A 26,901-nucleotide genomic window follows, 5' to 3' on the forward strand; every position below is an offset into this window, starting at 1 on the left:
ACGACGACGCGGACCTCGTCATCGAGCAGGTGGTGCGTCTCGAGGAGGGAGAGGTCCTCCTCGAGGACGCCGAGGTCGGCGCCCTCGTAGGCGAAGGCGACGGCCACGTCGCAGTCACCGTTGCGCAGGGCAGCGAGCGACTCGGGCGGCTCGGCCTCGGTCAAGGTGACGACGATGTCAGGGTGCCGGCGCTTGAGGATCGCGAGCGCCTTGGGGACGAGCGTCGCCGAGGAGCTGGGGAAGGCCTGGAGCCGGACGCGGCCCGCGCGGAGGCCGGCGATCGCGGTGATCTCCTCCTCGGCGGCGTCGAGGGCTGCGAGGACGCCGACGGCGTGGCGGGCGAGGACCTGGCCGGCTTCGGTGAGGCGGACCTGGCGGCCGTAGCGCTCGACCAGCACGGTGCCGGTCCGCTGCTCGAGCCGGCGCACCATCTGAGAGATCGCCGGCTGCGAGAAGCCGAGGGAGTTGGCCGCGCCGGTGAAGCTGCCCTCGTCGGCGATGGCCTTCATGACCCGAAGGCCCGCTGCATCGATCATGCCTTCAGCATAACTGAGGATTATGGTTTTGAGGGTTTGTCTTCATGCGACGTACGCTGGTGCGCGTGAAACTAGCGACGACCCGGGCGCTGCCGCTCGTCACGCAGGACCTGGGCACGATGGATGACCTCGTCGACCTCGTCAGTGGTGGCGGGGTCCTCGTCCTGAGCGGCGCGGGCATGTCCACTGACTCCGGCATCCCCGACTACCGCGGGCCGGACGGCACGCGGCGGGTCGAGCCGATGACAGTGGGCGAGTTCGCCGGGTCGAGCGAGGCACGCCGGCGCTACTGGGCCCGCAGCTACATCGGGTGGCAGCGGTTCAACGAGGCGCGGCCCAACGCCGCGCACGAGCATGTCACTCGGCTGCAGCAGGAGGGCTACGTCGGGCCGATCATCACCCAGAACGTCGACGGACTGCACCAGGAGGCGGGATCACGGGATGTCGTCGAGCTGCACGGCTCGCTCGAACGCGCCGTCTGCCTCACGTGCGGTGAGTTCACCTCGCGAGAGTCGCTGCACGAGCGGATGGCCGAGGCCAATCCCGGTTTCATGGAGCGCTTCGCGGCGCAGGCCGAGGCCGTTGGTTCCCAGTGGGGCGAACAGGTCCGTCCCGACGGCGACATCGTGGTGGCCGACTCGCTGGTCGAGTCGTTCTATGCGCCGCTCTGCCTGGTGTGCGGCCGTGACACCGTCAAGCCCGACGTCGTCTTCTTCGGCGAGTCAGTGCCGAAGGCGTTGGTGGACGAGTGTTTTGGGCTCGTTGATGCCGCGGGCGCGGTCCTGGTGCTGGGTTCGTCGTTGTCGGTGATGAGCGGGTATCGCTTCGTCCGCCACGCCGCTCGGATCGGCGTGCCCGTCGCCATCGTGACCCGCTCGGCCACGCGGGGCGACGCCGACGCGACGGTCCGCCTGCACGCCCCGCTCGGTTCGACACTCGCGGAGCTGGGGGCGGCACTCGGTCACGGGGCCTGACCCTCGGCGGGTCGCCTGTGGATCGCGGCGACGGTTCGGGGTGCGATTCAGGCAGGATCGTGGGAGTGTTCTGTGGCGTTTCCGCCCGTTTGTGGTGGTTGAGTGTATTGGCCGAGGTCAGGGGAACCCGTGTTGAGACAAACCTTCATGCCGTATGCCGCTGGGCTCGCCCTCGCGGTCACGCTGACCGGGTGCGCGGCTGAGTCCGCGGCGCCGATGCCGGCGGGGACGATTCCGAGCCCGAGCTCGGCGACCAGTTCGGTCCCGACGTCGACACCGTCGTCGTCGCCCACCACGAAGTCCAGTGCTGCGCCGGACTTCCCGGAAGGCGTTCCTGCAGCTGCGAGGAAGCACACCAAGGAAGGCGCCGTCGCCTTCGTCAGGCACTACGTCTCGGAACTCAACGCCGCTTGGAGGGACCCTGACCCCGACCGGATAGGCAGGCTGTGCCTGAAGACCTCCAAGTCATGTCAAGCCTTCATCGTCGCGGCCGAGGAGTTGGACCGGGAGGGCCGACGGTACTCATCGGATGCAGTCCGGATCGACCGAGCTGGTCCTTTCGGAGAGGCTGGGAAGCAGTTCCGCGTCGAGTTTCATGGTGGGCAGACCGGTGCCCGAGTCGTCGACGCCAACGGCAAGGTGGTGGATGAAGAGTCTGTATCGACCACGCACAACATGTTCTTTCTCGAGTGGACCACGTCGGGCTGGATGATCGCGGCCATCAAGGACTTCAAGTGATCTCGACCAGGGGTCGCGCCTGCCTGGCTGGCCTGGTCCTAGCACTCACGGGCTCTCCAAGTACGGGTCATGCCACGAACCACGGGGTCTGGGATGGCGGAAGTGACTCCGACGGAGCGACAGTCAACTTGTATGGCCATGAGTTGAGTCGCCTGAGTGCGGAGTATGCGCGGTTGATGCTCGAGCCGCAGCCGCACTGGAAGTACCGGCTCGGGCTCTCCGGGTGTGACTCCGACGGCGGGCCGGCGTTGAGCGGGCACTGCCTCGCCGCTGCGACGGCGGCCTGTGCCGGAAACAGCCCGGAGCAGGGTCTGGGCCCGTTGTCGGACGTGTACCGGTGGTGGGTCGACGAGGACGGCGACCCGCTCCCCGCGGACGAGTGGCCGGCCGGCTCCGAGCCTGCTGGTCCTCTCGAGCAGCAGCTGGTCGGCACGACGTGTCTGCCCAACCGGGTCCCGGGGGTGAGCCCGGTCCCGACCGTCGAGATGATCATCGCGGCGTTCCACGAGACCAGGTGGGCCACCGCCGCCGTCAAGACCCAACCCGAGGGCGACACGACGCTGGTCAACCTCGAGACGTTCTACCGACTCTCCTGGTCCCGTGAAGGGTTCGAGCCGGACGAGGTCGACACGGTCGACCCGGCCACGATGTACGGCTACCGGGTGCAGATCCGGCCCCGGCTGGTCGGCTACGTGTACGAGTTCGGCGACGGCGCGTCCTTCGGCCCGACCGACTCGCCCGGCGGGACCTACCCGCACGGCGAGGTGACCCACACCTACCGGGAACCGGGCCGCTACCGGGCGCGGGTGCTGGTCACGTTCGGCGCGCAGTTCCGGGTCAACGGCGGACCGTGGATCGAGGTCCCGGACGAGGTCACCGTCGCGCAACCAGCGACCACGGTCACCGTCAAGGAAGCCCGAGCCGTGCTCGTCAACCGCTGACGGTCACCCTCCGGTTGCCCGAACCGGCGGGCACGAGCCGCTCAAGGACTCGGGTGACCCCCGGTCGACATTCGCTGGAAGGGGATGATGCCGACGGCAACTCCGGACTGCTCGGCCGCGACCTTGTCCTCGCGGGTCGGGTAGTCCCACAGCTCGGCGGTCTGCAGGCCCCAGAACACTGCGAAGCTCAGGATGACGACGACCTCGAGCACGAGGATGAGGTAGCCGCCGAGGAGCCCCAGTAGATGGGCGACCACGGCTGCGCCCAGGAGGGCCACCATCACCGCGGCGACGATGCTGTAGCGGTTGACCCAGGCGCGCGGCCCCGACGCGGCAAGGCCGTGCTCCGCGGAGCTGAGGCCACGGGCGTTGGCGATCATGACGCCGATGACGCCGAGCACCATGGTCACCGCTGCAACGCCGTGGCTCACGTTCTTGAACGTGTCCGGCCAGAAGAGGAAGAGGCCGAGCTCCGCGGCCAGGATGGCCAAGCAGACCCAGGAAGCCCGGCGGGCCCAGCGGGCCACGGCGTCGTCGGGGGTGGGTGAGGCCTTCTCCCCGGGCTCCATCGGCAGCTCGAGCTCGGGGGACTGCGCGGCGCGTCGGCGGTCCCGCTGCACGAGCAGCCACTTGGCCAGGACGGCCAGGGCGGTGGCGATCAGGAGCGTGGTGACGTTGTTGCGCACGGCGTCCGCGGTGAGATCGAGGTTCTGGGCGGGGTACTTCGCGCCACATGCCGTGTCGACGACCGTCGGAACGAGGGCGACGACGAAGGCCATGAAGCCGGAGAAGTCCAGGAGGACGTCCTCGAGCGGGTCGTTTCCCTTGTAGACGATGAGGCAGGCGCCCACGGCGAACAGCCCGCCGATGAAGGCCCCCCGTGCTGGCGTGTGGAAGTAGGCACTGATCGAGCCGAGCAGGCACGGCTCGCCCCGGAGTGTCTCCAAGGCCACTGCGATGAGCAGGGTCAGGAGGAGGGGAATGGTCGCGAGTCGCAGGTAGCGGTAGGTGTTGAGCACGGCGGCTTCGTGCGTCTGCATCATGACTTCTCTCCCGAGTGCGCGAGCCTGATGACTCTCAGAGTCTCGCGCTGCTCAACGCGATACGCACCCCGAGCGCGACCGGGCGTCTCTGGGGGAGCCGGCCCAGCGGCATACGGCCTCTGGGGCAGTCAGACGCGACGCAGGACGGCTGTGACCTTGCCCAGGATCGTGGCGTGGTCGCCGTCGATGGGGGAGAAGTCGGCGTTGTGCGGCAGCAGCCACACGTGCCCATCCTTGCGCTTGAAGGTCTTGACAGTGGCCTCGTTGTCGAGCAGCGCCGCGACGATGTCGCCGTTGTCTGCGGTGGGCTGCTGGCGCACCACCACCCAGTCGCCGTCACAGATGGCGGCCTCGATCATCGAGTCGCCGACGACCTTGAGCAGGAACAGGTTGCCCTCGCCGACGATCTGCTTGGGCAGCGGGAAGACGTCCTCCACGACCTCCTCGGCGATGATCGGCACGCCGGCCGCGATCTGGCCCAGCACCGGCACGTAGGCAGCTGCCGGCTTGGCGTCGCCCGAGTCCGTCTCGGTGTCGTAGCCGGTCCCGGTCTGCGCATCGAGGGCGGTCACGCGGTTGCGACGCTCGGCGGCGGGGTTGGTTGCGTCAGGCGAGACGATCTCGAGGGCGCGCGGTCGGTTCGGGTCGCGGCGCAGGTAGCCCTTGGCGACCAGTGCGTTGAGCTGGTGGGACACGCTCGAGGGGCTGGACAGACCCACTGCATCACCGATCTCACGCATGCTAGGCGGGTAGCCACGCCGGTCGACGGAGTTGCGGATCACCTCGAGGACGCGCCGTTGCCGGACCGTCAGCCGGTCTCCTTTGTCCCGATCCGGAAGCTCGGTCACGCCCATGGTGTCCCCTTCGTCATGCTCACGCGTTGCTTGGTGGCGTCTCGTCTCAGGCTGTCACAACAGGCACTGTCGGCGGTGACTGGTGTGCTGTCTGTTGTGGATGAAGCCTATGGGGCATCGAACACAGTTGCCAAACATTTGTTCGACGTGTCGCTCGACATTCTTCGAACTGGCGTGCTACAAATCGTACAGGCGTTCTATCGAACATCCGTTCGCATGAGGAGGGCACCATGGGCGCACAGGTTCTGGAGTTCCCGGTCCCAGCCGGGCCGACACGCGAAGCGCGACCGCAGCTGGTGCTCGTCCCGCCCGCAGTCGAGCCCACCTACCGGCTCACTCGGCGAGGCCGGCTCGTCATCGCCTTCCTCGTGGCCCTGCTGATCGCTGGCCTGAGCCTGGCGCTCGCGGGGCAGCTGGCGTCCGCGTCGGGACAGGCTGAGTCCATCACGGTCGAGGCCGGGCAGACGCTGTCCGAGATCGCACTGCGGGAGCTGCCGCAGCTGCCCATCTCCGATGCTGTTCTCGAGCTGCAGCTCGCCAACAATCTCCCCACCTCCCACGTGCACGCGGGGCAGAAGCTCATCCTCCCCGACCTCTGAACAGCTTCTTGAGCCGTATGCCGCTCAGCTCGCTACCGCGCGAGCGCTGAGTCGGGCACGGCCACCCTGATCCGCCGCGTTGGCTCCACCATCAGCGGCTGGTGGGATTCGGCGCTTCGACCCCGCCGGACCTCGCCCTGGGCGCCGCACCGTCGTCGCGAGACTCGTGACCTCGGTGCGGCGCTCTGCTGTGGGCCCGATCATCGGCCGGGCCGGTCAGGGATTGCCCCCAGCAGCCTGTGGACAACTCGGACAGCCATTTTCCCGGTTCTTCCTAGCCTCGTCGAAATGGGGCTGGGAGGAGTCTTGAGATGAGGTTCGAGGTGGAACCCGAGGCGCTGGTGCGCGACTCGGGCAGGTTCGGGGAAGCCGCGCGCGCTCTCGACGGCGTCGACGTGTCGGGTGCCATCGAGCCGGTGGCGCGGGCGTTTCCGGGGGGTATGACGGCGGCGGCGATTCGTGAGGTCGGAGCCCTGTGGAGCGACCGCCTGCTCCGGGTGCGGCTGGGACTCGGCAGTCTGTCCGCGGAGCTGGAGAACGCGGGGGAGTCCTACGACGTCGTCGAGCAGGTCTCCCGACGAGCCCTCCTCGGCCGGGGGGACCTGCCATGACCCGACCCATCAACGTCCGCGACATCAGGGCCTTTCGGCCCGCCCTCGTCCTCGAGGTGGTGCACCGGCTCGAGGTGCAGCGTCGGCGAGTCGCCGGGGCGACCAGCGTGGCCCTACGAGCCCGGTCAGCAGGGGAGTCGTGGCGCGGGCCCGCTGCCGCCAGGGCCAGCGGCAGGCGGGGTGACGTGGTCGTGCAGCTCGGCGACGTGGCGGCCCGATTGGGCGTCACGGCCTCGTTGCTGCGCGGACTCGCGGCCCGGATGGAGACGAGCCTGGACCTGCTGCGCCGCGCGGAGCGGATCGCCCAGAACCGGGGGGCGCGGACCGATGCGGACGGTTTGGTCCACGTCCCATATCGCTTCCCCACGGGTGATGCCACGACGGACGCCCACGTCGGCCGGCTGGATGCCCTGATGGTGGACGAGGTCGGTCATTGCATCGCGGAGGCCCAGCGGATCGCGGCCGAGACCGACGCCGACATTCACCGCCGGCTCCTGATGGGGGCGGTCGAGGCCGTGGCACCCACCGTCACCGAGCATCTCGCTGTGCTGCCTCCGCCGCCGGAAGGCGTCGGGGGGCGGCCGGACGGCGCCTTCGCCAACGCCGCATGGTGGCGCGGCCTGACTCAGGTCGAGCGCCGGTGGGCCATCGCGAACCGTCCCGACTGGGTCGGGTCCCGCGACGGGATCCCTGCCTGGGACCGCCACCAGGCCAACCTCCTCCTGCTGGCAAGAGTTCGCGGGCAGGCGCAGGAGGAGCTTCGGCGGGCGGGAACGATTCCGCAGCGGACGGCTGTCGGCACGTGGGAGATGGCGAAGTCGATCGAGGCCATCGATGCCGTGCTGGCGAAGCGGGACGGAGTCACGAGGCACCTCCTCCTCATCGATGTCACGGGGCCCGTGGTCCGGTCCGTGACCACAGTCGGCGACATCGACCGCGCGGGGCACGTCACCACCTATGTCGGGGGGCTCTCCACGAGTCCTCACTCGACGCTGGTGGGTTACGACGAACGCATGGTCCGAATGCGCCGGCTGGCTTCCGGTCAGGCGCGGGCCGCAGGAGACAACAGCGACGTCGCCATCGTGCTGTGGATGGGCTACCCCGCTCCCCAGTGGCGCGACGGCGGCATCTTTCGGCGGTCGGTCATGCGCGAGGACGTCGCTCGCGACTGGTCCGACGACCTCGCCTCGTTCACCAACGGGATCGATGCCAGTCGTGACATGCCGGCCCACCAGACTCTCTGGGCGCACTCATACGGCTCTGTGCTGGCCGGTCTCGCCCTCCAGCACGTGATGCGGATCGATGACGTCGCCCTCTTTGGTTCGCCGGGCACGTCGCTGGGCTCCTTGGCGCAAGCGGGCCTCAAGCCGGGGAGCCTCAACGTTCTGGCGGCCCCAACGGACCCGATCGCCGGCGTCGAGTGGCACGGCCGCGATCCCCGGAGCATTCCCGGCGTCGCCACGCTGGCGGCCGTCTGCTCCCTGAAGCCGGGGTCGACCAACGAGCTGCTCAAGGGCTCGTTCCTGCACAGCAACTACGTGGACGCCGCCGCGACCGCCGGTCACAACCTGGCCGTTATCGCAGCAGGTCGTCCCGATCTCCGGGTGGGCCTGCCCACCAGCTGCCCAGCGCTCAGCTTGCGCCGCGCGGCACCTGACCAGCGATGAGAGATGGAGGAAGAGGATGAAGGGCGAAGACGGCCGGACTGTGGTGTCCGCGACTGGTGCGATGGTGATCGGGTCGCTGTGGCTACTCGGCTCAGTCGCGATGGGTTGGGGGAGTGCCCATGACAACGATCTCGGAACTCGGTTGGAGTACACCCTCGCCTGGGCGGCGCTCGGCGTGTTTCCGGGCATCCTCCTGCTGCTCGTGTGGTCGTACGTCGCGCACCAGCGGCGGTGACGGGTGAGGCTGGTGTGGCGTTTCCGCAGGTCAACCACCGACGGCCGAAAACGCCACGCCGAAGTGCGTGTTCCGGCTTGATAACGCGTCCGTCTCGTGCCTACAGTTACCCCTACATCTAGTAGTTACATGGCTGTAAGTCGTCCACATGTAGTCCCCAAGGGGAGGCATGTTACGCACAGCTCATCCACACGCTGTCCCCAGCTCTGTCCCCAGAGCGAGCCCAGCGGCATACGGAATCAGCTTTTGAGGAAGGTGAGCGCAAGTGCACTGCCCGTTCTGCCGGCACACGGACTCGCGCGTCATCGACTCACGCACCACCGACGACGGCACCGCGATCCGTCGCCGCCGCCAGTGCCCCGAGTGCAACCGTCGCTTCACGACGGTCGAGACGTCGAGTCTCAACGTCATCAAGCGGTCGGGTGTCTCGGAGCCGTTCAGCCGGGCCAAGGTCCTGTCGGGGGTGCGCAAGGCGTGCCAGGGCCGGCCCGTCACCGAGGACGACCTCGCACTGCTCGCCCAGAAGGTCGAAGAGGCCATCCGGGCGCAGGGGAACGCGGAGATCGACGCTCACGAGGTCGGCATGGCCGTCCTCGCGCCGCTCCGCGAGCTCGACGAGATCGCCTACCTCCGGTTCGCGAGCGTCTACCAGGCATGGGAGACGCTCGAAGACTTCGAAGGAGCCATCGCAGTCCTTCGAGCCGAACGTGACGCGCTCGGGCAGGAGCCAAACGCTCAGCCCGAGGTCGGCGCGAAGCGGTAATCGCCCTCCACCCCCATCGCCACCCGCTCCAGCGGGTCGCGGGTGCTGTCAGACCCCGGCGAGAGACTGACTGAAGACGAGAAGACAAGAGCCGCACCAACGGTCAGGGAGGCCGCAGCATGACGGAGATCGGAAACCGCAGCGCGCGTTCGAGGAGTGGCGCCAAGAAGGGCGTCAAGGTCGAGCGCATCTACACCAAGCCCGGGGTGCACCCCTACGACGAGGTGACCTGGGAGCACCGCGACGTCGTTCAGCAGAACTGGAAGACGGGCGAGACGATCTTCGAGCAGCGTGGGGTGGAGTTCCCCGACTTCTGGTCGGTGAACGCAAGCACGATCGTGACGACCAAGTACTTCCGTGGTGCGGTCGGCACCGACGTGCGGGAGAAGTCGCTCAAGGAGCTCATCGACCGCGTCGTGCTGACCTACGTCAAGGGCGGCAAGGACCACGGCTACTTCGCCTCCGACGAGGACGCCGAGATCTTCGAGCACGAGTTGACGTATGCCCTTCTGCACCAAGTCTTCTCGTTCAACTCCCCGGTGTGGTTCAACGTCGGCACGAAGTCGCCGCAGCAGGTCTCCGCGTGCTTCATCCTCTCCGTTGACGACTCGATGGACTCCATCCTCAACTGGTACAAGGAGGAGGGGAAGATCTTCCAGGGCGGGTCTGGTGCGGGCCTGAACCTGTCGCGGATCCGCTCGTCCAAGGAGCTCCTCTCGTCCGGTGGCACTGCGTCCGGCCCGGTGTCCTTCATGCGCGGCGCGGACGCCTCGGCAGGGACGATCAAGTCGGGTGGCGCCACGCGCCGGGCAGCCAAGATGGTCGTGCTCGACGTTGACCACCCCGACATCGAGGAGTTCATCGAGACCAAGGCGCGCGAGGAGGACAAGATCCGCGCGCTGCGTGACGCCGGCTTCGACATGGACCTCGGCGGCAAGGACATCGTCTCGGTCCAGTACCAGAACGCCAACAACTCCGTCCGCGTCAACGCCGAGTTCATGCGTGCGGTCGAGGAGGGCACGACGTTCGGCCTCAAGGGCCGCCTCGACGGCTCGGTCATCGAGGAGGTCGACGCCCGCGACCTGTTCCGCAAGATGGCGCAGGCGGCGTGGGAGTGCGCCGACCCCGGCATCCAGTACGACGACATCATCAACGACTGGCACACCAACCCGGAGACGGGCCGCATCACCGCGTCCAACCCGTGCTCCGAGTACATGTCGCTCGACAACAGCTCGTGCAACCTCGCGTCGCTCAACCTGCTCAAGTTCCTGCGCGACGACGACACCTTCGACGTGGCCACCTTCCAGAAGGTGACCGAGCTCGTCATCACCGCGATGGACATCTCCATCTCCTTCGCCGACTTCCCGACCGAGAAGATCGCCGAGACGACGCGCAACTACCGCCAGCTCGGCATCGGTTACGCCAACCTCGGCGCGCTGCTCATGGCCACCGGCCACGGCTACGACTCCGAGGGCGGCCGGGCGCTCGCCGCTTCGATCACCTCGCTGCTCACCGGCGCCGCCTACAAGCGATCCGCCGAACTGGCCGCCGTGGTCGGGCCGTACGCCGGTTACGCACGCAACGCCGACGCCCACAAGCGGGTCATGCGCAAGCACCAGGCGGCCAACGACACGCTCAAGACCATCGGCGTCATGGACGAGGACATCCACAAGGCCGCGACGAAGGCCTGGGACGCCGTCGTCAAGCTCGGTGAGAAGAATGGCTACCGCAACGCGCAGGCGTCACTGCTCGCGCCGACCGGGACCATCGGCTTCATGATGGACTGCGACACGACCGGCATCGAGCCGGACTTCTCGCTGGTCAAGTTCAAGAAGCTCGTCGGCGGCGGCTCGATGCAGATCGTCAACCTGACGATCCCGCGCGCGCTCAAGAACCTCGGCTACCAGCAGGAGCAGATCGAGGCCATCGTCGAGTACATCTCGCACAAGGGCCACGTCATCGACGCGCCCGGCCTGAAGCCCGAGCACTACGAGGTCTTCGACTGCGCGGTCGGCGCCCGGGCGATCTCACCGATGGGCCACGTGCGGATGATGGCGGCGACTCAGCCGTTCCTCTCCGGCGCGATCAGCAAGACGGTCAACCTGCCCGAGTCGGCGACCGTCGAGGAGATCGAGGACGTCTACTTCCAGGGCTGGAAGCTCGGCCTCAAGGCGCTCGCGGTCTACCGCGACAACGCCAAGGTGGGTCAGCCCCTCGCTGACTCGAAGGCCAAGACCAAGACCAAGCCCGAGGCGGCCGAGGCCGAGGTCAAGGTCGAGAAGGTCGTCGAGTACCGACCGTTGCGCCGGCGCCTGCCCAAGCGCCGCACCTCGCAGACGACGTCATTCGCGGTCGGTGGCGCCGAGGGCTACCTCACTGCAGGCACGTACGAAGACAACACCCTCGGCGAGATCTTCCTCAAGTTCGGCAAGCAAGGCTCCACGCTCGCCGGCGTGATGGACGCCTTCTCGATCGCCGTGTCCGTCGGCCTCCAGTACGGCGTGCCGCTGGAGACGTTCGTCGAGAAGTTCACCAACCTGCGCTTCGAGCCGGCCGGCCTCACGGACGACCCGGACGTGCGCATGGCGCAGTCGATCATGGACTACGTCTTCCGCCGCCTGGCGCTCGACTACCTCGACTTCGACACCCGCTCCTTCATGGGCATCCACACCGCTGAGGAGCGGGCCCGCCAGGTCGAGACCGGCTCCTACGAGGCGATCGAGGCCGACGAGTCCGACGAGGACATCGAGGACGAGCTCGAGACGCTCCAGCAGACCGCGCCCGTCTCGAAGAAGCCCGAGGTCAAGGCCGAGAAGTCGGCCGACCGAGCGGCTGAGGTGAAGTTCGGCGCCGGCGCGGCGTCCGCCAGGGAGGCCTCGGTCGAGGTCCACTCCTCAGCCGAGCTGATGGAGAAGTTCATGGGGATCTCCGCCGACGCGCCGATGTGCATGACGTGCGGGACGAAGATGCGCCCGGCCGGGTCGTGCTACGTCTGCGAAGGCTGCGGAAGCACCAGCGGCTGCAGCTGAACCACAACAGATGAAAGAGGGGCCCGGACCGCAACGGTCCGGGCCCCTCCCGCTCGTGATAGATCACACAGGCAAACCTTGGCGCGGCTCTGACGAGCACCCGTTCCTACGCCGAGGTGATCACTTCTTCCGGCCTGCGGTGGGTCACGTGACCTTCGTAGGCACTGACGACCTCGTTCAGCAGGCCGGCCACCTCGCCCTCGTACGACTCGTGAGCGATCCGGCGGACGACCTCGGCGAGACGTCGTCCCGAGACCAGCACCACTGGATATTGATCGTCAACGATCTCGATCTGGGCTTGCCTGCTGAAGGTTCCTGTCGTCACAAAGATCCCGACCCAGCCGCGACGGAGACGCGCAACGAGGCGGGCGACCTGGTCTGGACTCACTGATGAGTTGGGAGAGATGCATTTGGCCTGCCCAAGAACGACGAGTGGTGTGCTGCCACTGCCAGGGCCGATGTCCAGGCGGCCGACGAAGTCCATGCCTCCGTCCCCACCTGACCTTGTGAGCCAGCCGTCCGAGTAGGCGCCACCTCGAGCGCCCAGGACGTCGGCTGCCACCTTGGCCGCTAGGAGCTCGAACGCATGCTTGTGCGAGTCGAAGTAGGCGTAGACCCGGTTCAGAACCTCAACTTCAGGGCTCCCCGGGGCCGGCAGTTGGTCAGCCTTGCCCAGCACACGGCTACTTAGCACTCGCCGTCGTATGCCCGGGAGAGCTATCCGGCCACGGCGCACCCAGGTCTTCCAACAATCCGGCGCGCGGGTCATCGCAACGGCCGCTGTCATTGTCGGATCTCGCCGATCATCGATCCAGGTCCAGTCGACCTCATCGTCCTCATCTAGTCTGATGACGTTGAGGTCGACTGCGAGATTGGGGAAGCTACGTCCAGTCGCGGGATCCCGCTGCACGACGAACTCAAGTCGCTCGATGATGCAGACGCCCGCGAAGTCCAGGAACCCCTTGTCCACGCGCCGCCCGTCAATGTAAACGGGTCGTGCTGCGAAGACAAGAAGCGGCGGTGCTAAAGCCCGGTCTCCCGCGTCGCTCGACTCGTGAAGGCGCCATGCCTCGAGCAGTGCTCGGTTGCCGTGAGTGATGCCCACCGGGCCGACCGTTGTGGGCTTGTGATCACCGAAGTAGCGAATGTGGCCGTGGTCGAGATCGAACTCGTCGTGCCATGGCGTCGTTTCACTGCCGGCCTTCCACGGGCTGGAACGAACAACTATCGCCGGCCTGCGGCGTCCGTCCACAGCATCAACGACTGCTATGCGGTTGATGCCGCTCTCGAGGATGATTCGCTTGTCCTCGTCGCGCGGCGACCGCGTGAGGTGATGAAAGTTGAGGTAGCCCTCGAGGTAGGCCTCGAGAGAGCTCGTGCGGGCATAGCGAACCGTCTCGCCGATCTGAACCTGGCGCTCCCGAGTCACTTCGCCAGCTTGCCAGACGACGCAGGCCCTCATGCTGAATGCGCGAACCTGTCGGGCCGCTACGCCAAGCAGTTTCGATGCATGTCAGCTCGTGTTGGCGCTGCGAGAGCAGTGCAACTCGCGATTGTTGGTCTCGGACTGGCCCGTCGTTTCGGCGCCAGGGGTGGGCTGTGCCTATGCCGTCAGGGTATGGGGCCGGTGGGGCTGGTGTTGTAGGCGCCGCCCGAGCTGGTGATGAAGTCGGACCCCTCAGACTCGGATGCGAAAGCCGGGTGACGGCTCGAGACGGCTCGCGCCGCGGCCAGGTGCCCGCCGAGATACGCGGCGGTGCCGCTCAGCCCTGACCCGGCCATTGCGAGCGCAGCTCCCAGGCGGTGCCGGTCAGATCGACGAGCCAGCCAGGACCCGGCATAGAAGCCCAGCGAGGCCACGTTGAGAGCCGCGTGCGCCACGCCGACGCGCTGGGCGCGGTGGTCGGCGCGAGTCCACTCGGCCCAGCCGGTGATGGCGGTCGGGAGGGCACCCAGGAGCCCGGCTCCGATGAGCTTCTGCGCGGCCGGGCGCGAAGCCTCGCCGCCGAAGAGGTCGAGCACGGCAGTAGCGGTGAACATGCCGATGGGCAGGTCGGTGAGGGCGGGATGGATCGCGTGGCCGGCCCACTCGCCGCGCAGGGCAGACCCGGCAGCCGATTCGCGCAGGGGCGCGAAGACCTGCGACGCCTTGGTGACAACCGCGTCGAGGCGGTCGTCGTTCTCGAGGGCGACGGCGGCCCGGGCTGGGGGAGGGAGGTTCGTCGGAGTCGAGTCCTGGGTAGCCATGCTGCCCCCGTACCCACCCGGTACGTGGACGCTCCCGCCCGAGCGCCCCCCCGATGAGGCGACCGGGGGTCGGCGCTGTCCTAGGGTGACCCGTGACGGGCTCGGCAAGGGACGATCGGAGGCGCGGTGGCCAGCTGGCAGATGCGGGGAGTCGGGTTCTACTTGCGGCTGACACGCCGTCGCGCGTTCGCCACTGAGTCGGCGGGCGAGGCCATGCTCGCTCGCCCCAAGACGTCCTCGGCTCCGTCTGCGCGCCTGCGTCGTCGCCTCGCCGTGACGACGACGCAGGTCGGCGGCTTCGACGTCCACACGGTGCGTCCGCGAGAGGCCGGCCCCGGAGCCGTGACCGCCCCGGTCGTCGTCTACCTGCATGGCGGTGCCTACTGCAATGAGATCGTCAGCCAGCACTGGTCGCTCATCGCGGACATTGCGGAGGAGGTCAATTGCGAGGTGCAGGTGCCGATCTACGGGCTGGCACCATGCCACACCGGCCTGGAGGCGCTCGCGTTCGTGACGTCGGTCCTCGAGGGACTTGCCGCCGAGGGCCGACCAGTTCACCTCGTCGGCGACTCAGCTGGGGGAGGCCTCGCCCTCCTCGCTGCTCAGGCCGTCGCGGAGCGGCCGGAGATCACCGTCCTTGGGGTCACCGCCATCGCTCCATGGCTCGATCTGACGATGTCCAACCCCGGGATCGACGCTGTGGAGCAGGTCGACCCGTGGCTCGCCCGGCCCGGTCTTCGGCCCATCGCCCGAGCCTGGGCTGGCGATTGCGACCTGAGCGACCCGCGCCTCAGCCCCATCGACGGCGACCTGGCGACGCTGCCACCGGTGGACATCTGGGTCGGTACCCGGGACATCACCTGGCCGGACTGTCAGCTGCTGCGGGACCGGCTCCCGGCGGCATCGCTCGCCGGCTACCACGAGGAGGCTGACGCCCTGCACGTCACGCCGCTCCTGCCCGTCCCCGAAGGCCGCGTGACTCGTCGCGCCATCATCGAGCGCCTCAGGCAGAGCGTTGAATCGACGACCGCGCCGTCCCCGTCCTCCGACTGACGTCGCACCCACCAAGGGGGCTTGCGCCGGGAGCGAGCCCAGCGGCATACGTCCTTCTGCAGGTGGGCACCACAGCCGGTGGGTACGGGCAACACCATGCCCACCCGGGAAGAGATGCCATCGACCATCAAGCGGTCCGCCAAGGAGGCGCAGGACCTGTGGGCCACGGTCCACGACAAGGCCGTCGAGCAGTACGGCGAGGGTGAGCGCGCCCACCGCACCGCCTTCGCGGCGCTCAAGCACAGCTTCGAGAAGGTGGGTGACCACTGGGAGGCGAAGGCGGAGAAGGGACCGTCGGACGCCCAAGCCGCTCGGAGCGGCAAGAACGCGCGGCAGCGCGGGGAGACTGCCGGGGGAGTGGATGCCAACGCCTCCAAGGCGCACCTCTACGACATCGCGAAACGGCTCGACGTCAAGGGCCGCTCCCGCATGAGCAAGGGGGAACTCGTCGAGGCGATCGAGCGGGCCAACGACCGCGCCTCGCGCCAGGCCTTGGAACGCGAGCGCGACTGAACCCATGACGTATGCCGCGGGGCCGGGTCTCACGGGGCCCGCCCGGCCAGCGCTGCGGCTCAGCCCAGTCACGACGCACCCGCCTTTTGGCGTCGGGCGGCAAGCCATGTTCAGAAGCGGACGCCCACGGTACTTTCGACCATGGACGTCATCGAGTACACGCCCACCCGTGACCAGTACGCCTACACGTTCGGCGGCGTCGCCCCCGTGATGCGGGTCAAGCCCGGGACCGCTCTGCGGCTCTGGTCGGACGACGCGTTCGGGGGAGTCCTGCGCAGCGTCGACGACCTCTCGAGCGCCAAGGTCGACCTGCGCTTCGTCAACCCCCAGACCGGGCCGTTCTACGTCGAGGGTGCGGAGCCCGGGGACACCCTGGTCCTGCACTTCGTCGCGATCGAGCCGGCCCGCGAGTGGGGCGCATCTGCCGCGATCCCGTTCTTTGGTGGCATGACGAGCACCGACCGGATCGCCACCCTGCAGGAGCCGCTGCCCGACACGACGTGGATCTACGACGTCGACAGCGCCCGCCGCACGGTCGGCTTCGTCGCACGGCACAGCGACCACCGCATCGAGCTGCCGATCGAGCCGATGCTCGGCACGGTGGGCGTCGCCCCGACTGGGGGAGAGGCCCGCTCGTCGCTGGTGCCGGAGCGTTTCGGCGGCAACATGGACACCCCGGAGATGCGGGCCGGCTCGACGGTGTACGTCGGCGTCAACGTCGAGGGTGCGCTCTTCTCCATCGGCGACGGGCACTACCGCCAAGGCGAGGGGGAGGCGTGCGGCACCGCCGTCGAGGGAGCCATGACAAGCACGATCATCGTCGACCTCGTCAAGGGGCACGCGCCCGCGTGGCCGCGCATCGAGGACGACACCCACATCATGACCGTCGGGTCGAGCCGGCCGATGGAGGACTCCTGGCGCATCGCCAACGCCGAGCTCGTCCGCTGGGTGAGCCTCCTGCACGGGATGCACGTCATGGACGCCTACCAGCTCTGCTCTCAGATCACGCAGGTGCCGGTCGCCAACGTCGTCGACGCCAACTACAGCGTCGTCGTCAAGGCTGCGAAGGCGCTGCTGCCGACCGGCGACGTGCTCGGCGGTCTGCACGCCGACCTCCGCGCCCGAGCCCGCAGCCTCGGCACGGTGTGACGACGCCGAGGCCGCCGATACACGCAGGATCCCCACTCCCCACGACCGAAAGGCTCACGACCATGGATCTCCAACTCGCCGGCAAGCGTGTCCTCGTCACCGGAGGCAGCCGCGGCATCGGCCGCGCCATCGTCGAGGGCTTCCTCGATGAAGGCGCCGTAGTGGGTTTCTGCGCCCGCGACGCGGACGCCGTGGCCGCCACTGCTGATCAGCTGTCCGACCGCGGCCAGGTCACCGGCACCGCCGTGGACGTCGGGGACGGGGAGGCGCTCGCGGCCTGGGTGGAGAAGTCGGCCGAAGCCATGGGCGGCATCGACGTCGTCGTGGCCAACGTCAGTGCACTTGCCATCCCCGACACCGAGGAGAACTGGCAGCTGAGTCTGAACGTGGACGTGATGCACACGGTCCGGCTCGTGCGCGCGGCCATGCCCTACCTCGAGCGGAGCGAAGCAGCCTCGATCATCGGCATCTCCAGCGTGTCCGGCCGCGAGTCGGACTTCGCGTCAGGTCCGTACGGCACCGCGAAGACGGCCATCGTCGGTTACCTGCACGGGCTGGCGATGCAGCTGGCAGAGAAGGGGATCCGCGCCAACACCGTCTCGCCGGGCAACACCTACTTCGAGGGTGGCGTGTGGGAGAGCATCGAGACCGGGGACCCGGCGCTGTTCGAGATGGCCGTGGGCCTGAACCCCACGGGCCACATGGGCACTCCTGCTGACGTGGCCGGCCCGGTGGTCTTCCTGGCCAGCCCGGTGGCGAGCCGTGTGAGCGGCACCAACCTGGTCGTCGACGGGGCGCTCACTCGCGGCATCCAGCTCTGACGCAAGCCCCCTGAGCGTCATGGCGCTGGGCGACTCCACGTATCCCGGGCGCGGGGTCACCACTTTCCCAGCGAGCGGATCTACCGTGATCGCGTGCCGCAAGATCGTGATGATCCCGCTGAGTCGCCCACTCGCAAGGCTGCTGCCTACGTGTCCACGCGCGCGCGACTGGTCACCGCCGCCCTGGTCGGTGTCGTCGTGGGGTTGGCCGTGGGTGTGCCGATGTCGTGGCAGTTCGGTCTGCCCGTGGGCTGGTCCGCCGCCGCTGCCGTCTACGTCGTCTGGTCGTGGGTCACCATCTGGCCCATGGACTCGGAGGCCACTGAGAGCCATGCCGTGCGGGAGGACCCAGGACGCGCCGCGAGCGACCTCATCCTCGTCAGCGCGGCGGTCATCAGTCTCGTCGCCGTCGGACTGCTCCTCCTCGCCGGATCCCAGTCAGGTGTCAACCGTGACGTGCAGGCCGCCGCCAGCGTCGCGAGCGTCGGCTTCGCCTGGGCCGCGGTGCACACGATGTTCGCTGAACGCTACGCCCGGCTCTACTACACCGGGCCCGCCGGCGGAGTCGACTTCTCGGACCGCCCGCAGTACAGCGACTTCGCCTACTTCGCCTTCACCATCGGCATGACCTTCCAGGTGTCCGACACCGAGGTCACGTCGAGGGAGATCCGGGCAGCAGTGCTCCGGCATGCCCTCGTGTCGTACCTGCTCGGTGTGGTCGTCATCGCCGCGACGATCAACCTCATCGCGAGCCTGAGCAAGTAATCCGGGCGGGTGGCGCTCTCCGGACAGGAGGGCGGGGCGAGCGGGCGTGGGACCGTTTCGTTGCGCCCGCACCCGAGAGCCGAAAGTCACCGTACGAAGACATGGGGGGGTGACACCGCGGAGCGGAGCTCTGGGCCCGAGGGGCCTGTGGGGAACTCTGCGGTGCTCGGATCGGCCCGGGCCAGCATGGTGGTCATGTCATTCAAGGACCTTCCCCAGGGTGGGGCGCGTGAGCTCGACCTCTCCGATCACACCCATGCCGCCGACGTCATCGATCTCATCACGCTCGAGGAGGACCGGGCCGCCGGCTGCTTCTCCGCGATGCTCTGTGACAGTGAGAACCGCGGTCGACAGCCGGTGTGCCTCCAGGGCCTCGGGCCTGGCGCGCCGCCGGACGGGATGGCAGAGCTGCTTTCGATGGTGCTGCCACTGGTCGCACGGGCCGAGGGGAGCGTTCTGCTGGCGCGCGGTCGTCCAGGAGTGCCTCGACCGACGGACGACGACCGGGTGTGGCACGAGCGGGCCATCGATGCCTGCCGCGAACACGGGGTCCGGCTCCTCGGCTTCCACGTCGCGACCCACGACGGCGTGGTCCGACTGCCCGATCCCCTCGACGCCTCCGAAGTGGCCTGAGCATCCAAGCCAGCCCGTATGCCGCTGGGCTGGCTCCCAGCCCAGCCTTCGCACCGGCGCCACTGCCCTTCCCGGACGGAGCAAACCCGGGCAAAGGGGTTGACAAGACCATGTATCGAACATATGTTCGAGTCATGGCGGATGCGATCGTGATCGAGGACCTGCGGGCGCGGCTCGCGGAGGTCGAGTCGCGCCATCGGGCTGATGGCCAGGCGGCCGCCGCAGCGTTCTGGTCGTCGCTCGACTGCGCATCAGGTGAGGCTCGAGCGTCTGCGGTCGGGGCCGCGAGCCCGGCCGGACGGCCTGAACGGGCACCTGGCCAGGGTGCGGGGAGGGGGCGGCGTCCGAGGCTGCGTGAGGTGGTTCGGCCTCGGTCGAGTGGGTTGTGGCCGGGGGTCTGGCCTGATGAGCCGCTGCCGTTTCATCCGCGGGAGGTGGAGTCGGTCAGTCTCGAGGAGCTGGACCTGGAGGGGGCTGATGCGGACTGGTTCGAGGCGAACTTCACTGGCCGGGCGGCGTCGGACGGTCCGAGGTTCGGCGAGCCGGTCGAGGTGAAGATCGACGCGTTGCTCGGCAAGCCGCTGGTTCGGCATGCCTCGGACCTGCTCTCGCATGCGCTGGAGCATCTGGCCGCCGTGCGTGCCCAGCATGAGGTGATGCTGGTCAACGTGCTGGCCGAGCTGGTCGCGCGCGGCGAGGAGCCGCCGGGCGGGCTGCGGGTCACCGACTGGTTGCGGACCCTGGATCCGGGGTTGACCGCGGGGGCGGCCAAGGACCTGGTGACGGTGGCTCGCGCCGTGACGCAGCCCCGGTGGTCCGAGCTCGCGTCCAGGGTGACGATGCAGCATGTGACGGTCGCCAAGGCTGCGCGGATCATCGAGTTCCAGGAGCGCAACGAGCGGGTCGCCGACCCGGCGGAGATGACATCGGCGGTGCAGGACCTGGTGACCCGGGCGCCGGACCTGATCCACGAGGACTTCACCGGGCTGGTGCGTCAGCACACCGAGCAGGTCCGTCCACCGCGCGATGAGGAGCGTCTCGACGAGGGCCGTCGGGCCTCGCGGGGGCTGTGGTTCGGGGCGCCGTCGCGCAGCGGGATGGTCCCGATGCGTGCGGTGCTCGACCCCGAGGCCGCCGCGGTCATCAAGTCCGCGCTCGACCCGCTGGCCACGCCGTGTCCGAGCACGGACGGCTACGGGCGCACCGTGGCCGCGGACCCGCGCACCCCGGCCAAACGCCGAGCCGACGCGTTGCTGCAGGTCATCGAGCGGGGCGTGGCCGCAGGCGAGCACCTGCCCACCACGGACAAGGCGAAGGTGGTCGTCACCATCGACCACGACGTGCTGGCCGGGACCGTCCGGGGCGCGGGCCTGGCCATGTCCGGCGACGTGCTGTCCAGCTCGACGGTGCGCCGGCTGGCCTGCGACGCCGCGATCATCCCGATGGTCCTGGGCACGAGGGGTGAACCGTTGGACGTAGGCAGGGAACGGCGCCTGGTGACCAAGGGCCTGCGGTTGGCGCTGTGGCAACGCGACGGTGGATGCAGCTTCCCCGGGTGCACCATCGCGCCGCAATGGACCGACGCGCACCACGTGCAGCACTGGTCCGCAGGCGGGCGGACCAGCCTGCTCAACCTCGCCCTGCTGTGCCGCCGACACCACACTCACGTGCACCGCCACGACCTGAGCGCCACCGTGACCACCACCAGCGCCACCTGGCACGAATAGGTCGCCTGCTTCGGACCCCATCCCATTGGGTGGGGCCAGAGGCATGCCCCAGAACCGTTGTGACGACGCGGATCGCCTGAGCGAGACAGGTCAACCCACCCATCCGACGCGCCGGCCGAAGGGGTATCCCGCCCGACGCGGCACGCCAGGAGCCGTTCCTACCGTCGAGGGCATGAGCAGCTCCCTCCCCGTCGCAGCCGGCGCCGTCGCCACGGTCGTCTTCGCGGCCGGCGCGCTACCGATGCTCGGCAGGGCGGCGCGGACCAAGGACCAGTCCTCATACAGCCGCAGCAGCCTGGTCATGGCCAACGTGGGCAACCTCTTCTACTCCGTCTACGTCTTCAGCCTCCCGCCGGGACCGATCTGGTTGCTGCACAGCTTCTACCTGGCCTCGTCTGCGCTGATGCTCCTCTGGAGTGTGCGCTACGCGAGGCGAGGTGGATCGTCTTCCGTCACCGCGGCCCAAGGAGAACCACCATGTCTGACAGCACAGCCCATGACATCGAGCGTGTCGAGACCCTGATCATCGGGGCCGGCCAGGCTGGCCTGGCCACCGGTTACCACCTCCAGCAGCGGGGGAGGCCCTTCCTCATCCTCGGCGCCGAGGACCGGGTCGGCGATCTCGCCGTGCGCAGCGGCATCGACTGCGGGCCGGCGGTCGCCGGCGTCATCGGCAGGCGCATGTTCATCTACGACCTGTGGGGTGACACGGTCAACACGGCGAGCCGCATGGAGTCGCACGGCCTCGCGGGGCAGATCCAGGTGTCGCAACGGGCAGCCTCGAGGCTCCGAGCCGACTTCGAGCTGCGCGCCCGCGGCACGATCGACGTCAAGGGCAAGGGCCCCATGCGGACGTTTCTCATCGACGGGCCCCGTCGCACCACGGCCTCACCCGGGACGTCGCCGGAGCGAGAGGACCCGGTCCGGCGCCGGCGAGCCCAGCGGCATACGGCCGAGTGAGGCGACGGTCAGGCCGCAGTGCGACCCGAGCCGGTCCGCTGGGAAGGGATCCGGCTCCCGGCGGGCACGACGACGTCCGGGGCGAGTCGCACACCGGCGCCCACGTGGGCACCGGCTCCGACCTTCACGCGGGGCCCGAGGTGCGCCCCGCGCCCGACGACGGCGTGCGGCCCAACATGGGCGCAGCTGCCGATCACGGCGTCCTCGCGGACGACCGCGTCACGGTCGACCCACGCGCCCGTCAGGACTCGCGCTCTGGGGTGGACCGTCGCCCCAGCCTCGACGTAGGCCGACGAACCGATCCAGGCGTCAGGGTCCACCGTCGCTGCGGAGTCGACCAGACCGCCGCCGTTGTCGTGGTGGAAGTACCGCAGGACGGTCCCGTTGTCCTCCTCGATCTCCACGAACCTCTTCCGCTTCTGCACGACGTTCCACCTTCCTCCTGTGCCTCGGGTTGCCTGTCGCGCGGGCCGCCGCCTCGTGCTGCGGGCCGGCTCGCCGCGCTCGCCCGGGAACAGGGGAGTGCCGTGAGGGCGAACGCATGTTCTACAACGAGCGAGGAAGGCCCGGTGTTCCAGCGTCCCCCGGGGGGCCTGGTCCTCCCCGTGGGGGGTCGTGTGGGACCGCGCAGCGATGGGTAAGGAGGGGGCGTCTGACGAGCCGAGGCCGGAGGAGGCGGATCATGAACGAAGGCGAGAGCGTGGAGCGATCCCGGACGGCGGTCGCGCCCGACCACCCCCGCAAGCCGGAATCGCCACCCGACCTGCGCCCGCGCGTCTGGAAGGTCAGCCTCAAGCGCGCGACCCACGAGTTCAGCCACGACGAGTGCATGGACCTCGCTGCCGGCCTCACCTACTACGGGGTCCTGTCGATCTTCCCCGGGCTCCTGGCGCTGGTGTCCCTGCTCGGCGTCTTCGGTCAGGGCCAGTCGACCGTCGACGCCCTGCTCGAGATTCTCGAGGCGGTCGGCCAGGGCGACTCCGCCGACACCCTGCGTGGGCCGATCACCGACATGGTCAACTCGGGTGCGGCCGGCCTGACGCTCGTCGTCGGGCTCGTGGGCGCGATCTGGTCCGCCTCGGGCTACATCGGCGCCTTCGGGCGCGCCATGAACCGCATCTACGGGGTCGACGAGGGGCGGACCTTCATCAAGCTGCGGCCGACCAACCTCGCCCTGACGCTCGTCTTCGTCGTGATGGCCGCCCTGATCCTGCTCGGCCTCGTGCTGACCGGTGACCTCGCCCGAGCCGTGGGGGACCTGATCGGCCTCGGTGAGGTGGCCGTCACGGTGTGGAGCATCGCCAAGTGGCCGGTCATCCTCCTCCTCGTGATCGTGATGGTCGCGTTGCTCTACTGGGCGACGCCAAACGTCAAGCAGCCCAGGTTCCGGTGGCTGTCGATCGGCGCCGCCATCGCGATCGTGGTGGCGATCATCGCGTCGGCCGGTTTCGGGTTCTACGTCTCCGGATTCTCGAACTACGACAAGACGTACGGCTCGCTGGCGGGGGTCATCGTCTTCCTCCTCTGGATGTGGCTGATGAACCTCGCCCTGCTCTTCGGTGCCGAGGTCGACGCGGAGATGGAACGCGGCCGGGAGCTGCAGGCGGGCATGCCTGCGGCCGAGGACATCCAGCTGCCTCCACGAGGGACGAAGGCGTCCGAGAAGAGGGCCCGCAAGCGGGAGCAGCTCATCGAGGAGCAGGACGCGATCCGCGAGCGGAACGGCTCCGCCCGCGCCAAGGCCACGTAGGGCCTACCCCGCGCCCGGTGCTGCTGTGACCGAAGCCGTACGGTTGCTTCATGGACTACCGGTACCTGGGCAACAGCGGGCTGAAGGTCTCAGCCATCACGTACGGCAACTGGCTGACGCACGCCTCGCAGGTCGAGAACGACGTCGCCGTCCAGTGCGTGCGCGCCGCGCTCGACGCGGGCATCTCGACCTTTGACACGGCGGACGTCTACGCCAACACGGCCGCCGAGGTCGTGCTCGGCGAGGCGCTCAAGGGCGAGCGGCGCGAGGGCCTCGAGATCCTCACGAAGGTCTACTGGCCGACCGGCCCCAAGGGGAAGAACGACACCGGCCTGTCCCGCAAGCACATCATGGAGTCGATCAACGGCTCCCTGCGGCGGCTCCAGACCGACTATGTCGACGTCTACCAGGCGCACCGCTATGACACCGAGACCCCGCTCGTCGAGACCATGCAGGCCTTCGCCGACATCGTGCGGCAGGGGAAGGCGCTCTACATCGGCGTCAGTGAGTGGACGGCGGAGCAGATCCGCGAGGGCGTCAAGCTGAGTCGCGAGCTCGGCTTCCAGCTCGTGTCCAACCAGCCGCAGTACTCGATGCTGTGGCGGGTGATCGAGGACGAGGTCGTCCCGACGAGCGAGGAGCTCGGCGTCAGCCAGATCGTCTTCAGCCCGGTTGCGCAGGGGGTCCTCACCGGCAAGTACGTGCCGGGGGAGCCGGTCCCGGAGGGCTCCCGAGCCACCGACGAGAAGGGCGGCGCCGACTTCGTCAAGCGGTTCCTCCGCGAGGACGTGCTGCGGCGGGTCCAGGGCCTGGCGCCGGTCGCCGCCGAGGCGGGCCTCAGCATGGCCCAGCTCGCCGTGGCCTGGGTCCTGCAGAACCCGAACGTCGCCTCGGCCATCATCGGTGCCTCGCGGCCGGAGCAGGTGGAGGAGAACGTCAGGGCGGCCGGCGTCTCGCTGGCACCCGAGCTCATGGCCCTGGTCGACGAGGTCCTTGGCGACGTCGTCGAGCGGGATCCCGAGCTGACGCAGCTCAACGCTCCGCAGGCGCGCGTGGTCTGAGGCCCGCAGCGTCGGCACGCCGACGACAGTCGTCGTCAGCCGGGGGTCGGTCCCGAGGGGCGATAATGGCGGCGTGGCCGGTCCGTCCGGCCGGCTCGACATGGAAGGGACGCCCATGAGCGAGGACACCGGTTCCACCGCGACACCGGACCCCCGGCGGATCGTCGTGGGCTACAGCGGGACGGAGGGCTCGGAGCCGGCCCTGGGGTGGGCCATCGAGACGGCGCGGCGCGAGGGCCGTCCGCTGACGATCCTGCACTGCTACGACGTGGCTCACGTGCCGGTGCTCGGCCCCGCTCCGCCGGACCAGCAGACCGAGCTGATCGCGTCCGCTGCCGACGAGGTGGTGGCCGCAGCCGTGGAGCGGGCCACCGTGGTGTTGGGCGCGGAGCGGGTCACCGGGGTCAGCGTGCTCGGAGGTGCGGCCGGGGAGCTGGTCGATGCGAGCGAGGCGGCGCACCTGGTCGTCACCGGGTCGCACGGGCGGGGTCGCCTCCTTGCGGGGCTGCTCGGCTCGACGTCCTACAACGTGACGGCGCACGCCCGCTGCCCGGCCGTCGTGGTGCGCGGCGCGGCGTCGCTGCACCCGGATGCGACCCATCGCGTGGTGGTGGGCATCGACGACTCCGAGGCGGCCCTGCACGCCCTGAGCCGTGCGGCCGAGATCGCTGTCGTCGCGGGGGCGCAGCTGCATCTTGTCCGCGCGATCCACCCGATGGTCGACCTGCACACCCAGCCGGAGCTGGGCCCGATGGTCTACGGCGAGGCGTACGCGATCGACCACGCCAGGTTCGCCGACGAGCTGCGCACCTATGCCGCGGACTCGGCCGGCGAGCTGGCCGAACGGACGACCGCCGAGCACCCCGAACTGGACGTGTCCTTCGAGGTCGTCGAGGACAGCCCCGGGCTGGCGATCGCCCGGGCCGGCGAGGGCGCCGGACTGGTCGTCGTGGGCTCTCGGGGCCGCGGCGGTTTCACCGGCATGCTGCTCGGTTCGGAGAGTCACACCGTGATCCACCACGCCACGTCTCCGGTCATGGTGGTGCGCTGAGCACCGGATCGGTCAGCGGAAGGACGTTCGCGTGACCTCGCGTCCTCGCGTGCCGGCGTCCCAGTAGCCGAACGAACCGCGGTCGGGCAGCTCGCGCCCTGCATCCGCGAGGGCGCCCCCTTTGGTCCCCGTTCGACCACACCGGCACTTCCGGCCGATCCGGGCAATCTGCGCATCTTCCCGCGAGGCGACCCGGTGATGGCTAGGGTGCGGCCTTGTGGAGAGCGTGGAGCGTGGGGACCACAACGGCGGCGCGACCTTGGAGGCGAGCCACCAGTTCGTCAGCGAGGCGGAGCAGCTCGTCTGGGAGCGGCTCGGCAAGCACGTCTCTGCGGACACGGTGCTCATCCCGAACCTTCGGCTCACCAACGAGAAGAAGGACTACGAGCTCGACATCGTGGCGGGTTCATCGAGGCCGACCCCCGCTGGAAGAACAAGCACAGCCGGGTGAGGTTCGGGCACGCGCTGGTGCTGCCTTTCACGCACCTCGGCCCTGAGTTCGCCACCACCGACTGCCCGCGATGGATGGTGAGCGGGCGGGAGGACCTCGATGACCTGGCCGGGCGGATCCACGACGTGGTCGCCCTGCAGGAGAACGACCAGCGCGTCCCGACGCTCGAGGACATCGAGCTGATCCGCGAGATCCTCACCGGCCGCTGCCTCCCCGTGCCCGACATCACGGCCGAGGCCGATGAGCGTGAGGCGGCCGCGGACCGGCTGACGTGCGAGCAGGCGGAGCTGCTCAAGGTCACTCGCCTCATCAACCGGATGGAGGTCCGTGGGGGAGCGGGTTCCGGCAAGACGATCCTCGCGCTGACGCAGGCCAAGGAGCTGACGCGCGGCCAGGGCGACCGCCGGCCGCAGCGGGTGGCCATGATCTGCTACTCGATCGGCTTGTCGGAGTACTTCAAGCGGCAGTTGGCGACCGTGCCGAGGCGTCACCGGCCGGCCTTCGCGGGATCCTTCGAGGACCTGGCCAACGAGTGGGGCATCGCCACCGACCACGACCGCAACGACCGGGACTTCTGGGAGGGTGATCTCGCGACCCAGATGGCCGCGGTCGCCGACGGGCTCCCGGCGTCGAAGCGCTTCGACGCCATCATCGTCGACGAGGCCCAGGACTTCGCCGATCACTGGTGGAGTCCGCTGATGAAGTCCCTCAAGGACGAGGAGACGGGCGG

General features: G+C 68.9%; 28 protein-coding genes and 1 pseudogene. 23 read left to right on the forward strand and 6 right to left on the reverse strand.

The window, feature by feature from the left end; all coding sequences use genetic code 11:
- On the reverse strand, positions 1–536 hold a 536-nt coding region (locus OO014_RS15770), incomplete at its 3' end, for a LysR family transcriptional regulator (protein WP_272463280.1).
- A 59-nt stretch (positions 537–595) separates the two neighbouring features.
- Here OO014_RS15770 and OO014_RS15775 point away from each other — a divergent pair.
- The 3 genes from OO014_RS15775 (at position 596) to OO014_RS15785 (ending at position 3,189) form a co-directional block, all read left to right on the forward strand.
- Positions 596–1,510, forward strand: a complete 915-nt coding sequence (locus OO014_RS15775; RefSeq protein ID WP_272463306.1) for a Sir2 family NAD-dependent protein deacetylase — start codon at positions 596–598, stop codon at positions 1,508–1,510.
- A 147-nt stretch (positions 1,511–1,657) separates the two neighbouring features.
- Positions 1,658–2,248, forward strand: coding sequence for a DUF6318 family protein (locus OO014_RS15780; protein ID WP_272463281.1), 591 nt, complete (start codon positions 1,658–1,660; stop codon positions 2,246–2,248).
- Between the two features lie 176 nt (positions 2,249–2,424).
- Positions 2,425–3,189 (forward strand): PKD domain-containing protein, encoded by a 765-nt coding sequence (locus OO014_RS15785; RefSeq protein ID WP_272463282.1) that lies wholly within the window; start codon positions 2,425–2,427, stop codon positions 3,187–3,189.
- A 41-nt stretch (positions 3,190–3,230) separates the two neighbouring features.
- On the opposite strand, the gene OO014_RS15790 is transcribed toward OO014_RS15785, so the two are convergent.
- Together OO014_RS15790 and lexA are read right to left on the reverse strand one after the other, a co-directional pair.
- Complete coding sequence (locus OO014_RS15790; RefSeq protein WP_272463283.1) at positions 3,231–4,232, reverse strand: hypothetical protein; 1,002 nt, start codon at positions 4,230–4,232, stop codon at positions 3,231–3,233.
- Between the two features lie 128 nt (positions 4,233–4,360).
- The gene (gene lexA, locus OO014_RS15795; RefSeq protein ID WP_272463284.1) at positions 4,361–5,086 is read right to left on the reverse strand and encodes a transcriptional repressor LexA; all 726 of its coding nucleotides are present in this window, start codon (positions 5,084–5,086) and stop codon (positions 4,361–4,363) included.
- A 230-nt stretch (positions 5,087–5,316) separates the two neighbouring features.
- Here lexA and OO014_RS15800 point away from each other — a divergent pair, with 230 nt between their 5' ends.
- The 6 genes from OO014_RS15800 to OO014_RS15825 all read left to right on the forward strand — a co-directional run bounded on the left by OO014_RS15800 (position 5,317) and on the right by OO014_RS15825 (position 11,990).
- Complete coding sequence (locus OO014_RS15800) at positions 5,317–5,685, forward strand: LysM peptidoglycan-binding domain-containing protein (protein WP_272463285.1); 369 nt, start codon at positions 5,317–5,319, stop codon at positions 5,683–5,685.
- 311 nt (positions 5,686–5,996) lie between these two features.
- Positions 5,997–6,296 (forward strand): WXG100 family type VII secretion target, encoded by a 300-nt coding sequence (locus tag OO014_RS15805; RefSeq protein WP_272463286.1) that lies wholly within the window; start codon positions 5,997–5,999, stop codon positions 6,294–6,296.
- Positions 6,293–7,963: an alpha/beta hydrolase gene (locus OO014_RS15810; protein WP_272463287.1), complete on the forward strand. Its 1,671-nt coding sequence runs from the start codon at positions 6,293–6,295 to the stop codon at positions 7,961–7,963. Before OO014_RS15805 ends, OO014_RS15810 begins: the two co-directional genes overlap by 4 nt.
- A gap of 16 nt (positions 7,964–7,979) precedes the next feature.
- Entirely contained in the window at positions 7,980–8,198 is a 219-nt protein-coding gene (locus tag OO014_RS15815; protein WP_272463288.1) for a hypothetical protein, read from the forward strand.
- Between the two features lie 265 nt (positions 8,199–8,463).
- Positions 8,464–8,961, forward strand: a complete 498-nt coding sequence (gene nrdR, locus OO014_RS15820) for a transcriptional regulator NrdR (RefSeq protein WP_272463289.1) — start codon at positions 8,464–8,466, stop codon at positions 8,959–8,961.
- Between the two features lie 119 nt (positions 8,962–9,080).
- A complete protein-coding gene (locus tag OO014_RS15825; RefSeq protein WP_272463290.1) occupies positions 9,081–11,990 on the forward strand; it encodes a vitamin B12-dependent ribonucleotide reductase in 2,910 nt (969 codons plus the stop codon).
- 106 nt (positions 11,991–12,096) lie between these two features.
- Here OO014_RS15825 and OO014_RS15830 read toward each other — a convergent pair whose 3' ends face one another.
- Together OO014_RS15830 and OO014_RS15835 are read right to left on the reverse strand one after the other, a co-directional pair.
- Entirely contained in the window at positions 12,097–13,419 is a 1,323-nt protein-coding gene (locus OO014_RS15830) for a restriction endonuclease (protein WP_272463291.1), read from the reverse strand.
- 182 nt (positions 13,420–13,601) lie between these two features.
- Entirely contained in the window at positions 13,602–14,237 is a 636-nt protein-coding gene (locus OO014_RS15835; protein WP_272463292.1) for a DUF2231 domain-containing protein, read from the reverse strand.
- A 126-nt stretch (positions 14,238–14,363) separates the two neighbouring features.
- Between OO014_RS15835 and OO014_RS15840 the strand changes: the two genes are divergently transcribed.
- The 9 genes from OO014_RS15840 (at position 14,364) to OO014_RS15885 (ending at position 21,858) form a co-directional block, all read left to right on the forward strand.
- Positions 14,364–15,290: an alpha/beta hydrolase fold domain-containing protein gene (locus OO014_RS15840; RefSeq protein WP_272463293.1), complete on the forward strand. Its 927-nt coding sequence runs from the start codon at positions 14,364–14,366 to the stop codon at positions 15,288–15,290.
- A gap of 96 nt (positions 15,291–15,386) precedes the next feature.
- Entirely contained in the window at positions 15,387–15,803 is a 417-nt protein-coding gene (locus OO014_RS15845) for a ChaB family protein (RefSeq protein WP_272463294.1), read from the forward strand.
- Positions 15,804–15,944: 141 nt separating this feature from the next.
- Positions 15,945–16,952, forward strand: coding sequence for an acetamidase/formamidase family protein (locus OO014_RS15850; protein WP_272463295.1), 1,008 nt, complete (start codon positions 15,945–15,947; stop codon positions 16,950–16,952).
- A gap of 62 nt (positions 16,953–17,014) precedes the next feature.
- Entirely contained in the window at positions 17,015–17,773 is a 759-nt protein-coding gene (locus OO014_RS15855) for an SDR family NAD(P)-dependent oxidoreductase (protein WP_272463296.1), read from the forward strand.
- A gap of 93 nt (positions 17,774–17,866) precedes the next feature.
- Positions 17,867–18,538, forward strand: a complete 672-nt coding sequence (locus tag OO014_RS15860) for a DUF1345 domain-containing protein (RefSeq protein WP_272463297.1) — start codon at positions 17,867–17,869, stop codon at positions 18,536–18,538.
- 195 nt (positions 18,539–18,733) lie between these two features.
- Complete coding sequence (locus OO014_RS15865) at positions 18,734–19,171, forward strand: hypothetical protein (protein ID WP_272463298.1); 438 nt, start codon at positions 18,734–18,736, stop codon at positions 19,169–19,171.
- A gap of 434 nt (positions 19,172–19,605) precedes the next feature.
- Positions 19,606–20,898, forward strand: a complete 1,293-nt coding sequence (locus OO014_RS15870) for an HNH endonuclease signature motif containing protein (protein ID WP_272463299.1) — start codon at positions 19,606–19,608, stop codon at positions 20,896–20,898.
- 172 nt (positions 20,899–21,070) lie between these two features.
- Positions 21,071–21,421, forward strand: coding sequence for a hypothetical protein (locus OO014_RS15875; protein WP_272463300.1), 351 nt, complete (start codon positions 21,071–21,073; stop codon positions 21,419–21,421).
- Positions 21,376–21,858 (forward strand): adenylate/guanylate cyclase domain-containing protein, encoded by a 483-nt coding sequence (locus OO014_RS15885; protein ID WP_334685052.1) that lies wholly within the window; start codon positions 21,376–21,378, stop codon positions 21,856–21,858. The genes OO014_RS15875 and OO014_RS15885 overlap by 46 nt, the downstream gene beginning before the upstream one ends.
- A gap of 8 nt (positions 21,859–21,866) precedes the next feature.
- Here OO014_RS15885 and OO014_RS15890 read toward each other — a convergent pair whose 3' ends face one another.
- The gene (locus OO014_RS15890; RefSeq protein WP_272463301.1) at positions 21,867–22,283 is read right to left on the reverse strand and encodes a transferase; all 417 of its coding nucleotides are present in this window, start codon (positions 22,281–22,283) and stop codon (positions 21,867–21,869) included.
- A 257-nt stretch (positions 22,284–22,540) separates the two neighbouring features.
- Here OO014_RS15890 and OO014_RS15895 point away from each other — a divergent pair, with 257 nt between their 5' ends.
- From OO014_RS15895 to OO014_RS15915, 5 genes and pseudogenes are all read left to right on the forward strand, one after another.
- Positions 22,541–23,608, forward strand: coding sequence for a YihY/virulence factor BrkB family protein (locus tag OO014_RS15895; protein WP_272463302.1), 1,068 nt, complete (start codon positions 22,541–22,543; stop codon positions 23,606–23,608).
- Between the two features lie 50 nt (positions 23,609–23,658).
- On the forward strand, positions 23,659–24,669 hold the full coding sequence (locus tag OO014_RS15900) for an aldo/keto reductase family protein (RefSeq protein WP_272463303.1): 1,011 nt from the start codon (positions 23,659–23,661) through the stop codon (positions 24,667–24,669).
- Between the two features lie 73 nt (positions 24,670–24,742).
- Complete coding sequence (locus OO014_RS15905) at positions 24,743–25,720, forward strand: universal stress protein (RefSeq protein WP_272463304.1); 978 nt, start codon at positions 24,743–24,745, stop codon at positions 25,718–25,720.
- A gap of 217 nt (positions 25,721–25,937) precedes the next feature.
- The gene (locus OO014_RS15910; RefSeq protein WP_272463305.1) at positions 25,938–26,171 is read left to right on the forward strand and encodes a hypothetical protein; all 234 of its coding nucleotides are present in this window, start codon (positions 25,938–25,940) and stop codon (positions 26,169–26,171) included.
- Positions 26,168–26,901: pseudogene (locus OO014_RS15915) on the forward strand (nuclease); the annotation flags it as partial. The gene OO014_RS15910 and the pseudogene OO014_RS15915, both read left to right, overlap by 4 nt.

This window comes from Intrasporangium calvum (assembly GCF_028446585.1).
Lineage (GTDB): Bacteria > Actinomycetota > Actinomycetes > Actinomycetales > Dermatophilaceae > Intrasporangium > Intrasporangium calvum_A.